Annotated in this window: 12 protein-coding genes and 1 pseudogene; 4 read left to right on the top strand and 9 right to left on the bottom strand. The window is 73.4% G+C overall.

The window, feature by feature from the left end:
* Window positions 1-21 precede the first annotated feature (21 nt).
* The 8 genes and pseudogenes from def to ACIRNI_RS00435 all read right to left on the bottom strand — a co-directional run bounded on the left by def (window position 22) and on the right by ACIRNI_RS00435 (window position 7378).
* Window positions 22-654 (bottom strand): peptide deformylase, encoded by a 633-nt coding sequence (gene def, locus ACIRNI_RS00470; RefSeq protein WP_403547000.1) that lies wholly within the window; start codon window positions 652-654, stop codon window positions 22-24.
* A 71-nt stretch (window positions 655-725) separates the two neighbouring features.
* On the bottom strand, window positions 726-1706 hold the full coding sequence (locus tag ACIRNI_RS00465; RefSeq protein ID WP_355362573.1) for a hypothetical protein: 981 nt from the start codon (window positions 1704-1706) through the stop codon (window positions 726-728).
* Between the two features lie 111 nt (window positions 1707-1817).
* Window positions 1818-3083, bottom strand: coding sequence for an HD-GYP domain-containing protein (locus ACIRNI_RS00460; protein WP_403546998.1), 1266 nt, complete (start codon window positions 3081-3083; stop codon window positions 1818-1820).
* Entirely contained in the window at window positions 3080-4522 is a 1443-nt protein-coding gene (locus ACIRNI_RS00455; protein ID WP_403546996.1) for an HD-GYP domain-containing protein, read from the bottom strand. The genes ACIRNI_RS00460 and ACIRNI_RS00455 overlap by 4 nt, the downstream gene beginning before the upstream one ends.
* A 122-nt stretch (window positions 4523-4644) precedes the next feature.
* Complete coding sequence (gene rsrA / locus ACIRNI_RS00450) at window positions 4645-4956, bottom strand: mycothiol system anti-sigma-R factor (protein WP_355362579.1); 312 nt, start codon at window positions 4954-4956, stop codon at window positions 4645-4647.
* On the bottom strand, window positions 4953-5609 hold the full coding sequence (locus ACIRNI_RS00445) for a sigma-70 family RNA polymerase sigma factor (RefSeq protein WP_355362581.1): 657 nt from the start codon (window positions 5607-5609) through the stop codon (window positions 4953-4955). Before ACIRNI_RS00445 ends, rsrA begins: the two co-directional genes overlap by 4 nt.
* Before the next feature lie 255 nt (window positions 5610-5864).
* Entirely contained in the window at window positions 5865-6515 is a 651-nt protein-coding gene (locus ACIRNI_RS00440) for an alpha/beta family hydrolase (RefSeq protein ID WP_403546993.1), read from the bottom strand.
* A 48-nt stretch (window positions 6516-6563) separates the two neighbouring features.
* A pseudogene (locus tag ACIRNI_RS00435) lies at window positions 6564-7378 on the bottom strand (SOS response-associated peptidase).
* A 131-nt stretch (window positions 7379-7509) separates the two neighbouring features.
* Here ACIRNI_RS00435 and ACIRNI_RS00430 point away from each other — a divergent pair.
* The 4 genes from ACIRNI_RS00430 to ACIRNI_RS00415 all read left to right on the top strand — a co-directional run bounded on the left by ACIRNI_RS00430 (window position 7510) and on the right by ACIRNI_RS00415 (window position 11072).
* Window positions 7510-8223: a M50 family metallopeptidase gene (locus tag ACIRNI_RS00430; protein ID WP_403546991.1), complete on the top strand. Its 714-nt coding sequence runs from the start codon at window positions 7510-7512 to the stop codon at window positions 8221-8223.
* A gap of 86 nt (window positions 8224-8309) precedes the next feature.
* Window positions 8310-9629 carry a 3-phosphoshikimate 1-carboxyvinyltransferase gene (gene aroA / locus ACIRNI_RS00425; RefSeq protein WP_403546990.1) on the top strand — a complete coding sequence of 440 codons (1320 nt, stop codon included), beginning with the start codon at window positions 8310-8312 and terminating at the stop codon, window positions 9627-9629.
* A gap of 4 nt (window positions 9630-9633) precedes the next feature.
* Window positions 9634-10647, top strand: coding sequence for a ribosome small subunit-dependent GTPase A (gene rsgA / locus ACIRNI_RS00420; protein ID WP_403546988.1), 1014 nt, complete (start codon window positions 9634-9636; stop codon window positions 10645-10647).
* A gap of 95 nt (window positions 10648-10742) precedes the next feature.
* On the top strand, window positions 10743-11072 hold the full coding sequence (locus ACIRNI_RS00415; protein ID WP_403546986.1) for a DMT family transporter: 330 nt from the start codon (window positions 10743-10745) through the stop codon (window positions 11070-11072).
* On the opposite strand, the gene ACIRNI_RS00410 is transcribed toward ACIRNI_RS00415, so the two are convergent.
* Complete coding sequence (locus ACIRNI_RS00410; protein WP_403546984.1) at window positions 10964-11599, bottom strand: TetR/AcrR family transcriptional regulator; 636 nt, start codon at window positions 11597-11599, stop codon at window positions 10964-10966. The two genes, ACIRNI_RS00415 and ACIRNI_RS00410, sit on opposite strands and share 109 nt — an antisense overlap.
* Window positions 11600-11630: the final 31 nt, after the last annotated feature.

Below are 11630 nucleotides of genomic sequence, written 5' to 3'. Positions count from 1 at the left end.
GGCCCTTCGGGCTCGTACAGGTCAGTCGTTGGCGACGACCGGATAGCGCGGCGTACCCGCCTCCATCTGCTTCAGCGCGTCCTTGCGGTCCCGCTTCGACAGCCGGTCGATGTACAGGTAGCCGTACAGGTGGTCCGTCTCGTGCTGGAGGCAGCGGGCGAAGTACCCGGTCCCGCGCACCTTGATGGGGTTGCCCTTGGCGTCCTGGCCGCGCACGACGGCGTAGTCAGGCCGCGCCAGCGAGGCGTACGCCGTCGGGACGGACAGGCAGCCCTCGTTGGAGTCGTCGAGCACGCGCAGCTCCGGCGGCAGCTCCTCCAGCACGGGGTTGCAGACGACGCCCACGTGCCGGATGCCCTCGTCGTCCGGGCAGTCGTAGACGAACACCTTCAGGTCCACACCGATCTGGTTGGCCGCCAGACCGACGCCCTCCGCGGTCCGCTGGCTGGCGAACATGTCGTCGATCAGCTGGGCCAGCGAGTCGTCGAACTCGGTGACGTCCTTGCACTCCTTGTGGAGCACCGGGTTCCCGACGACGGTGATCGGGCGGGACGTGCCGCGCTCCCGGTGGGCGCGCTCGCGCTCCTCGCAGTCCTCCGTGTCGATGATGAAACCCTCGTCGTCGACGTACGGAACCGTCTCCTGCTGCGCCATGTCCGCCTCTGCGCCTTTCTCAGTACCCGATGCATGCGTGCCTGATGTGCTGGTACAGCCTACGGCCCGGCTCAGCAGACTTCTTCGAGATCCCGCCACTCGCGGCTGTCGGGGCTGTCGGCCACCCAGCCGTCCAGCAGCCCGCGCACCAGCCCGGCGGGCGCCGCGATGCCGCACTCGCGCTCCGGGACCCACAGCTCGCCCGGCGAGCGGTGCCCGAGCGGCCCCGGGTGCCCCGGCTCGCTGTGGTCGTGCGGGTCCAGGTGCTCGCCCTCGCCCTCGGCGCTCGGCATGCGCGACTCGGAGCAGGGCCGGCACAGCAGCCGTACCGACGAGGACCAGTCCTCGGCGGCGAACCCGGCGTCGGCCGCCAGCTGCTCCAGGGCGTCCCGGTCGGCCTCGGTGGCCGCCTCCAGGAGCACCACCCAGGTCGGTACGGGCGACGGCGCCCACAGCTCGATCTCGTCGAACACCGGGAAGCTGTGCCCGGCGGACGTGGTGCGCTCTCCATTGGGGACCCCGTCGTGCAGGACGACCTCGCCCCAGCGCCGGCCGGAGGACGGCAGCGGAATGGAGAGCACCTCTATCCGGGCCGGGTCGAGCCTGCGGCCCCACACCACCTCGGCCTCGCCCTCCGGCGACAGCCGTACGGCGGCGCTGCCCAGCTCCATCCCGGTCGGCTCACCGCTCGCCGCGGCGTCCCCCGGCACCTTCAGGCCGTACGCCTGCCAGGCGCGGCGCGCCAGCGGCCAGTCCTGGAGCGCGGTGGCGGCGATGCCGACGTTCCACCAGTCCGGGGCGCCGGTGTCCTTGTCGAGCAGCGCGACCGCCCGCAGGCCCGCCGTGCGCGCCTGCTCCCAGTCGTGCCGGAACTTGTGCAGCAGCGCCAGGTTGAACCAGGACTCCGAGAGCCAGGGCTCCAGGTCCGCCGCGCGCGTCAGCAGCGCCCCCGCGTCCTCGTACCGCCCGTCCCCGATCAGCGTGAACGCGCGGTCGGTGGCCTGCCGCCACGAGGCGGAGGGCCGATGCCGTACCTTCCCGAAGATCCTCACGATTCCCGCCTGCCGGTCTGCCGGTCGCTTCCGCTGAAGGTCTCTGCCCCCGGACACCCTCTTGTTCGCATCCAACCATGCCGGGTCGGGCGCCCGCTCATTACCCATGGGTTACCCAGGTGTGCGACCGGTGACGCAGCCCCGGGCCACCACTCTGGCCAGGGATTCCACCACCGCGGGGTGGTAGTCGCGCGCGGTGCCCAGCCTCAGCTGTTCCAGGGCGGTGAGGGACCCCTGAGCGGTTTCCCCCGCCAGGTCGTCGTACGCGTTGACGGCGCGGACGATCCGGGCGGGCAGCGGCTGCTCCCGGTACGGGTCGGCCTGCCGCTCCACGACGACCGCGACGGCCGCCGGGACGCCGGTCTGGCGGACCACGGCCCCGCCGAGGAGGGCGATGCGCCGCTGCTCGGCGGCCGGGAGGAGGGCGGTGGCGCCCTCGGGTACGGGGTCGACCAGGGACAGCTGTCCGATGTCGTGCATCAGTGCGGCGTACTCCAGCACGGTCAGGTCGGGTTCCGACAGCCCCAGCTCCCGCCCCACGGCGAGGCTGAGCGCGGCGACCCGGTGGGCATGTCCCGGGGTCGTGTACCCGGCGATCTCGGTGGCACGCGCGAGGGAGGCGATGGTCTGGCGGTACGTGGCCCGGACGGCGGCGTACCGGCGGAAGGACAGCTGGGTCAGGAGCAGGGGCACGCAGAAGAGGGGCAGCGCCCACAGTCCGGCCGCCGCGACGGCGAGGGCGATGACGGCACCGGTCGCGCACACCGCGGAGCCGACGCCGAGCAGGGCGCGCAGTTCGTCGCGGAGGAGGGGCCCGAAGCGGTATCCGGTGCGGGCCCGCAGCATGAGGGCGGCGAGGACGGCGTCGCACAGGGCGGTCAGCACCAGCAGCAGGACCAGGAACAGGGCGTAGAAGGGGCCCTGTCCGACGGTCTGGTCAAGCCGGCCGGAGTTGTAGAGGGGCTGGAAGCAGACGGCGGCGAACGCCGTGGTCAGCACTCGGCGGGCCAGGTGGTCCAGCGCCGGCCCGCAGCCCCGGGCTACGTGCGGTACGGCTCCGGCGAGCGCCGCGGCGAAGACGACGGCGACCGTCTGGAGCACCCCGTGCGTGGTGGGCCGCCCGGCGGACTCGCCGAGCAGGGCGTACGCGAGCGCCCCGGCGGCACCGAGGGGCGCGGCTTCGCGCCCCCACGGCTCCGCGAGCACGGGCGCCGCCACGCCGGGCCGGGCGGCCCAGCGGGCGAGCTCCCCGACCGCGATGAGCAGGCCGAAGGCGAGCGCGGTGCCGGGCTCGGCGATGCCGTGCCACAGCGTCCAGGCGAGCCCGGCGGTGGTGAGCGCGGCGGCCGTCGCGTGGACGGCCCTGAGCGCCCTCACCGGGCCCGGCCCCGCGAGGTGTCCGCGGCGCCCTCGGACGTGCCGGGGGGCGGCGGCTCCGGGGGGCGCGGCCGGTCACGCGGTGGAGGGACGTTTCGGCGTGCCGGGTCGCGGGAGTCGTCGGCGGTGACGGCCGGCTCCCAGCCGTGCCGCTCCAGCGCCCGCACCAGGGCCCGTACCATCCGGGGGTCGAACTGCGTGCCCGCGCACCGCTCCAGCTCCGCCAGCGCCGTGGCGATCGGCCGCGCGCGGCGGTAGGAGCGGGTCGACGTCATCGCGTCGAAGGCGTCCGCCACGGCCACGACCCGGGCGAACTCGGGGATCTGGCGGCCGCTCAGCCCGTACGGGTAGCCGCTGCCGTCCATCCGTTCGTGGTGGTGGAGGATCGCCGCCCGCGCCTCCCCGAGGAACCCGATGCCGCGCACCATCTCGTGCCCGTACTCCGGGTGCAGCTCGATCACCCGCCGCTCCTCCGGGGTCAGCGGCCCGTCCTTGCGCAGCACCCGCGTCGGCACGCCGAGCTTTCCGACGTCGTGCAGGATCCCGGCGAAGCGGATCACCTCCAGGCGCGCCTCGTCCATGCCCAGCTCGCGGGCGATCAGCACCGACGCGTGGCCGACGCGCTCGCTGTGGCCGCGTGTGTAGGTGTCCTTGATGTCGACGGCCTGGACCAGGGCCCGGATCGTCGCCTGGTGGGCGGCGCGCTCGCGGTGGACCTGCGCGAACATCCAGCAGGAGACGTACATGGGCAGCAGCACGAAGAGCGCGGCGGGCCAGCCGTACGGGCTGCGCCACAGGACGGCCATCATCAGCCCGGCCAGCCCGTGCACGGCGTGCGGCGCCAGCGAGCGCGGCAGCAGCCCGCGCCAGGCGCTGCGCAGCGGCAGGCGTTCGGCGGTGGCCAGGATCCCGCCGTCGAGGGCGGTGAGAACGAGGCAGAAGGCGAGCGTCGAGACGCTCGCGGGGAGCAGCACGTACGGGAAGCCGGGCGCGGCCGCCAGGGCGTCGGGGCCGCCGCCGAAGGCGACCGACGTCCGGGCGGCGGCCCACGCGGCCGCCCAGGCGGCGATGGCCAGCCGTGCGGCGCGCCAGATCCGCCGGGGTGCGGCGGGCCGCTGCTCTACGGGGGCGGCCAGGGCCCCGGGTACGGCGACGAGGGCGGCCGCGGCGGGCGGCAGCAGCAGCGCGGCGGCGAGCAGGACGGGGAAGAACGACCCGGCGCTCACCGGTACGGAGGAGCCGCCGGGCACCCGCCAGGTCGCGCGGCCGGTGGCCGACCACCGGGCGGGCCACTCGCAGAAGGCGTAGAGCGCGGCGAGGAGCGCGACCGCTCCCCACGGGGTCTCGGCGGCCGGGTCGAGCGCGGGCAGCGCGCACGCGGAGGCGCACAGCACGGCGCCCGCGAGGTAAGCCCAAGCCCCCACCGGAATGCCCGCCACCGTTTCCGCCTCCCGCCGGCCCTCCGAATCGAGCGCCAGGCTACGAGCCGGTGCCCTTCCGGTGGCGGCGGACGGAATCGATTAGCCCCTTCGGGTGACAGACCCGCAGATCGGCCCCGCGCTCACTCCTGGGTGGCGGGTGCGGGCCCGGCGGACACGTCGTGGTCGGGCACGGTCTCGCCCGCGCGGATCAGCTCGATGCGGCCCATGACCTTGGCCCGCAGGTCGCTCGGCACGTCGTCATGGCCGCAGCACCGCTTGACCAGCTTCTTCACGGCCTGCTCCAGCCCGTACTTCTCCAGGCACGGGGAGCACTCCTCGAAGTGCACCTCGAACTTGGTGCAGTCGCTGTCGGGCATCTCACGGTCGAGGAACTCGTAGAGATGGTCCAGGACCTCTGCGCATTCCGTCTCGTGCGGCTCTCCGCAGCTCATGAGCCCGAGCCTTTCCCGTTGTTCGACGACTCTCCGGCGCCCGCGGGGACCAGTCCGCGTTCGCGGGCGTAGTCCTCGAGCATGCCGCGCAGCTGGCGGCGGCCACGGTGCAGTCGGGACATCACCGTACCGATGGGCGTCCCCATGATGTCCGCGATCTCCTTGTACGCAAAGCCCTCTACGTCGGCCAGATACACGGCGATGCGGAACTCCTCCGGGATGGCCTGGAGGGCTTCCTTCACGTCGGAGTCGGGCAGGTGGTCCAGCGCCTGCGACTCGGCGGAGCGCAGACCGGTGGACATGTGCGACTCGGCGCGGGCGAGCTGCCAGTCCTCGATCTCCTCGGCGGCGCTGCGCTGGGGCTCCCGCTGCTTCTTGCGGTACGAGTTGATGAAGGTGTTGGTGAGGATCCGGTACAGCCAGGCCTTGAGGTTGGTCCCCTCCCGGAACTGATGGAAGGACCCGTACGCCTTGGCATACGTCTCCTGGACCAGGTCCTCGGCGTCGGCCGGGTTGCGCGTCATGCGCAGGGCCGCGGAGTACATCTGGTCGAGGTAGCCGAGGGCGTCCCGCTCGAAGCGCGCGTTGCGCTCGGACTCCGTCTCCTCGGGGCCTTCGTTGGTCCCTGTGTCGGTCCCAGTGACCGGACCCACCTCCTCCAGCGCTGTGGCGAGACCGAGTGCGGACCCGCTCGAATCGGAGAATAGTCGACCTTCCGGCGCCAGTCCCTTCCGATTCGCTCCGCCCGGTGCCCGGACAGGGACGGTCCTGGCCGCGGGAAGCACGGTCCACTCCAGCTCAGTGGCCGTGGACCGGCTCGGGCAGATCATCGAACCCATGCGACGGACTCCCTCTCCTGGCTCTGCTCTGTTCACCGACGCCCGTCACAACAACGTCCTGCCGGCTCCTCATTCCCGCAGGGCACCCGCCCACGTCCCGACCGCGCCGGTGATCACCGTGAGCGCCTCCTCCTGGGTCAGCGGCGCCCGCTTCGGCACGGCGAACCCATGGTCCCCGTAGGGGACCTCCACGAGCTCGTACCGGCCTTCCTCCCGCCCCTGCGGGAACTCGGCCGGCTTGCCGAAGGGGTCGTTCCCGCCCTGGACGACGAGGGTCGGTACGCCCGCGCCGAGGAGCTCGTCCGCCCGGGAGTTCTCCGGCCTGCCCGGCGGGTGCAGCGGGAAACTCAGCGCCAGGACGGCCCGGGCGCCCAGCTCGCGGGCGGTGCGGCAGGCGACCCGGGCCCCGGCGCTGCGCCCTCCTGCCGCGATCGGCAGGCCGGGCACGCGCAGGGCGTGCCACAGGTCCCGCCAGGCGGCGTCGAGGGTCTTGGGCGCGGGGGCGAGCTTCTTCCCGGCGACGCGCCACGGCTGTTCGACGAGGGCGACGGTCACCCCGGCGGCGGGCAGGCTCGCGGCGAGCGCCTGGAGGTCCCGGGCCTCGACACCGCCCCCGGCGCCGTGGCCGAGGGCCAGGACGAGGCGGGCGTCGCCCTCGGCGGCGTACCAGGTGATACGGGCGTCACCGACACCGGTCGGCACGATCTCAGCTTCTGTCACGGTGCCATGGTGCCGCGCCCGCCCCGGAAACCCGGGCCGTGAGCCTCTCTAGAAGAGGGTTTCCTCCACCGGGCCGGGCAGCTCCTCGACCAGCTCGGGGCCGTTGTTGCGGACGTTGCTGACGGCCGGCGTCACCGGGTAGGCCCGCATCAGGCCCGCGGGCGGCGGCGAGAGCAGCGAGCGCAGGTCCTCCACCTCCGTACGGGCCGGGTCCAGCCAGGCGTCCCAGCGGTCGGGCGTCAGCATCAGCGGCATGCGCGGGTGGATGTCGCCCAGCGAACGCGGTCCCTCCGCGGGGGCCACACCCAGGGGGTCGGTGTCCGCCTCCGTGGTGATCACCGAGCAGGTGGCCCACCACGCCTGCGGATGGTCGGGCGGAAGGGTGGGGTCGCGCCAGAACTCGTACAGGCCCGCCATCGCGAAGACCGAACCGTCGGCGGGCGTGACGAAGTACGGCTGCTTGCGCGTGCGCTTGCGCTTGCCCTGCTCCTCCAGCTGCCGCTCGTCGGCGCCGGTCACCCACTCGTAATAACCGTCGGCGGGCAGGATGCACCGGCGCGTGGTGAAGGCCTGCCGGAAGGAGGGCTTCTCGTGGACGGTCTCCGCCCGTGCGTTGATCATCCGGGCGGCGCCCTCCGGGTTCTTCGCCCAGGACGGGACGGCCCCCACTTCAGGGCCCGCAGCTGCCGGACCGGGCGCCGGGTGTCCGCTCCCTTGAGGGGGCGTTCGAGGACCGCGTAGACGTCCTTGGTGGGAGCCACGTTCCAGTCGGCGTCCAGGCTCTCCTTGGGATCCCACTTCTCGACGCCGAAGAGACCCGTCAGGTCCTCGGGCCTCCGGCTCGCCGCGTACCGTCCGCACATCGTGTGACCACCCCTCCTGTGTGTGCGGATACGAGCCTAGGACCTGTCCCCGGACGGGCGGGGCTTGAGCCCGGGCCCGCCGGACGCGGAGGATGCTCCGTACGCCCACGACCCCAGGGAGCAGCCCCACCATGGACAGCACGAGCCTCGCCGCCCTCTGGGACCGCCTCATCGGTACCCAGCCGGCCCCCGACAGGTGGCTCGTGATCGCCACGGCCGTCGCCGCCCTCGCCGTCACGGTGCCGCCCGGACTCTGGCGCGTCGCCCGCAACGCCATCACCATCGCCCACGAGGGCGGCCACGGCCTCGTCGCCCTGGTCAGCGGCCGCCGCCTACAGGGCATCCGGCTGCACTCCGACACCAGCGGCCTGACCGTCAGCCGCGGCAAGCCGACCGGGCTCGGCATGATCCTCACGGCGGCCGCCGGCTACACCGCGCCGCCCCTGCTCGGCCTCGGCGGCGCCTGGCTGCTGGCGGCGCACCGCGTCACGCTGCTGCTGTGGGTGGCGACGGCGCTCCTCGCGGCCATGCTCGTCATGATCCGCAACGCGTACGGCGCGCTCACCGTGATCGTCACCGGCACCGCCTTCCTGCTGGTGTCGTGGCTGACGGGGCCGGACGTCCAGTCGGCGTTCGCGTACAGCGCCGTGTGGTTCCTTCTTCTGGGCGGTGTCCGCCCCGCCTTCGAGCTCCAGGCGAAGCGGCGGCACGGAGGGGCGCCGGACTCGGACGCCGACCAGCTCTCCCGGCTCACCCACGTACCGCCCGTGCTGTGGCTGTTCCTGTTCCACGCGGTGTCGGTGTGCTCGCTGATCGGCGGGGCGCGCTGGATGCTGGGGCTGTGAGCCCCGCGGGGAGCGGGCCGGTCAGCTGATCATGAGAACCCGGCGCAGGTGACCTCTGGCCATAGGGCCCGTCTAAAGTGAGGGGCATGACCGATAGCAGCCCCGCGCCCTCCGACTTCTGGCCCGCTCCCCACGCACGCGGCGCCGTCGACGCGACCGTCACCGTGCCCGGGTCCAAGTCGGTCACCAACCGTGGCCTGGTCCTCGCCGCGCTCGCCTCCGAGCCCGGCTGGCTGCGCCGACCGCTGCGCTCGCGCGACACCCTGCTGATGGCCGAGGCCCTGCGCACCATGGGCGTCGGCATCGAGGAGGGCGTGGGTCCCGACGGCACCGGTGAGCGGTGGCGGATCATCCCGGCGGGCCTGCACGGCCCGGCCACCGTCGACGTCGGCAACGCCGGCACGGTGATGCGCTTCCTGCCGCCGGTCGCCGCGCTCGCGGACGGCCCGGTCCACTTCGACGGCGACCCGCGCTCCCACGAGCGGCCGCTGCACGGCGTGATCGACGCCCTGCGCGCCCTGGGCGCCCGCATCGACGACGACGGGCGGGGCTGCCTGCCCCTGACCGTGCACGGCGGCGGCGCGCTGGACGGCGGCCCGGTGGAGATCGACGCCTCCTCGTCCTCGCAGTTCGTCAGCGCCCTGCTGCTGTCCGCGCCGCGCTTCAACCAGGGCGTCGAGGTCCGCCACACCGGCGCCAAGCTGCCGTCCATGCCGCACATCCGGATGACCGTCGACATGCTGCGCGCGGTCGGCGCCCAGGTCGACGAGCCGGAGACGGGCGGCGAGCCGAACGTGTGGCGGGTCTCCCCCTCCGCGCTGCTCGGCCGCGACCTGACCGTCGAGCCGGACCTGTCCAACGCGCAGCCGTTCCTGGCCGCCGCCCTGGTCACCGGCGGGCGGGTCACCATCCCCGACTGGCCGTCCCACACCACGCAGCCCGGTGACGCGCTGCGCGAGATCTTCACCGAGATGGGCGGTTCCTGCGAGCTCACCGAGCAGGGCCTGACCTTCACCGGTACGGGCACGATCCACGGCATCGACGTGGACCTGAGCGAGGTCGGCGAGCTCACGCCGGGCATCGCCGCCGTCGCCGCCCTCGCCGACTCGCCCTCGACCCTGCGCGGCGTGGCCCATCTGCGCCTGCACGAGACGGACCGCCTGGCCGCGCTCACCAAGGAGATCAACGAGCTGGGCGGCGATGTCACCGAGACCGCGGACGGGCTGCACATCCGCCCCCGCCCGCTGCACGGCGGCGTCTTCCACACGTACGACGACCACCGCATGGCGACCGCCGGTTCGATCATCGGCCTCGCCGTCGACGGCGTACTGATCGAGAACGTGGCGACGACCGCCAAGACCCTGCCGGACTTCCCGCAGATGTGGACCGGAATGCTCGAGGCCTGACGACATGCGCCGCTACGGCAAGCACACGGACGAGGACGACATCCGTTCGCGGCCCAACCGCAAGGGCAACCGTCCCCGCACCAGCATCCGCCCGAAGCACGAGGACGCGGCGGAGGGGATGGTCCTGACCGTGGACCGGGGCCGTCTGACGGTGCTCGTCGACGGCCGTTCGGTCATGGCGATGAAGGCCCGCGAACTGGGCCGGAAGGCCGCCGTGGTGGGTGACCGGGTCTCGCTCGTCGGCGACCTGTCCGGCAAGAAGGACACGCTGGCCCGGATCGTACGGATCGAACCCCGCGCCTCCGTCCTGCGCCGTACGGCCGACGACGACGATCCGTTCGAGCGGGTCGTGGTCGCCAACGCCGACCAGCTGGCCATCGTCACCGCCCTGGCCGACCCGGAGCCCCGGCCCCGGCTGGTCGACCGCTGCCTGGTCGCGGCGTTCGACGGCGGGCTCGAACCGCTGCTGGTGCTGACCAAGTCGGACCTGGCGCCGCCCGAGAAGCTGCTGGAGCTGTACGGCGCGCTCGACATCCCGTACGTGGTGACCAGCCGCGAGGAGCTGTACGACGGGCACACCGCCGCCGACCGGGTCCGCGAGTACCTCGCCGGCCGCACCACCGCGTTCGTCGGCCACTCGGGCGTCGGCAAGACGACGCTCGTCAACGCGCTGGTCCCGGAGGACAGGCGCCGGCTCACCGGTGACGTCAACGCGGTGACGGGACGCGGCCGGCACACCACCACCTCGGCGCTGGCCCTGCCGCTCGACCGCGCGGACGGATGGGTGATCGACACCCCGGGCGTGCGGTCCTTCGGGCTGCACCACGTGGACCCGTCCCGGGTCATCAACGCCTTCCCCGATCTGGTGCCGGGCACGGAGGGCTGCCCGCGCGCGTGCAGCCACGACGAGCCGGACTGCGCGCTGGACGAGTGGGTGGCCGAGGGCCACGCGGATCCGGCGCGGCTGTACTCGCTGCGGCGACTTCTCGCCACGCGCGAGCGACGCGAAGGCGACTGACGCGCGCACGTCTGCGTTTCCCGCCGCCCGGCGAGTGCATAATCGCACCAAGTCGGACGAAGCAGTCACGGATCACCACGGACGCGGGAGGCACTGTGAGGACGGCGTGGCTGCTGGTGATCGTCGCCGGCTTACTGGAGACGGGTTTCGCGGTCTGCCTCAAGCTCTCGCACGGCTTCACCCGGCTGTGGCCGACGGTCGCCTTCGCCTGCTTCGCGCTCGGCAGCTTCGGCCTACTGACCCTCTCGCTGCGGAAGCTGGACGTCGGTCCGGCGTACGCCGTGTGGACCGGCATCGGGGCGGCGGGGACCGCCATCTACGGCATGATCTTCCTCGGTGACCTGGTGTCGACGCTGAAGATCGTCTCGATCACGCTGGTGATCGTCGGGGTCATCGGCCTCCAGCTGTCCGGCTCCTCCCACTGAGGCGCCACGACGTACGACAGCGCCAGCCGTACGAGCAGCTCGCACGCGTCCCGGTCCATGCCCGGACCCGCCGCCGCCCGCATCCGGTCCCGCACCACGGCCACCAGCTGTCCGGGCTCCGGGGGCCCCTCGTCGGCGCGGCGCTGCGCGGGCGGGGCGGCCGCCACGCGCGTACGGGGGCGGGCGGGGCGGGGCGCCGGGAGCCGTTCGGTCCAGCAGCCGGTGAGCAGGGCGCGCAGCAGGGGTTTCGCCCGGGCCTCCCGGACGGTCCACTCGGTCAGTGCGAGGAACCGGTCGACAGGGTCGGTCCGTTCGGCCAGGACCCGTTCGACCCCGCGCAGGTACGCGTCCGTCTCGTGCCGCACCAGGGCGCGGGCCAGGCCCTCCTTGCTGCCGAACTCGTTGTAGAGGGTCTGCCTCGACACTCCCGCGACGGCCGCCACCTCCACCATCCGCACCGCCGGCCAGGGCAGGTCGGCGAGCACCGCGAACGCGGCGTCGAGCAGGGCGTCTCGGGCAGTGGGCAACGTCGCCTCCCAGACCAGCGGCTCTGCACCA

Origin of the sequence: Streptomyces sp. NPDC093546, assembly GCF_044765045.1 — a bacterium.
Lineage (GTDB): Bacteria > Actinomycetota > Actinomycetes > Streptomycetales > Streptomycetaceae > Streptomyces.
Note: the sequence above shows the minus strand (reverse complement) of the source record. Positions and strands in the feature narration are given on the sequence as shown.

Coding starts and splice junctions, on each gene's coding strand:
- def (WP_403547000.1), bottom strand. CDS start 654: ATGGCGCAGCAGGAGACGGTTCCGTACGTCGACGACGAGGGTTTCATC.
- ACIRNI_RS00430 (WP_403546991.1), top strand. CDS start 7,510: ATGGACAGCACGAGCCTCGCCGCCCTCTGGGACCGCCTCATCGGTACC.
- rsgA (WP_403546988.1), top strand. CDS start 9,634: ATGCGCCGCTACGGCAAGCACACGGACGAGGACGACATCCGTTCGCGG.
- rsrA (WP_355362579.1), bottom strand. CDS start 4,956: ATGAGCTGCGGAGAGCCGCACGAGACGGAATGCGCAGAGGTCCTGGAC.
- aroA (WP_403546990.1), top strand. CDS start 8,310: ATGACCGATAGCAGCCCCGCGCCCTCCGACTTCTGGCCCGCTCCCCAC.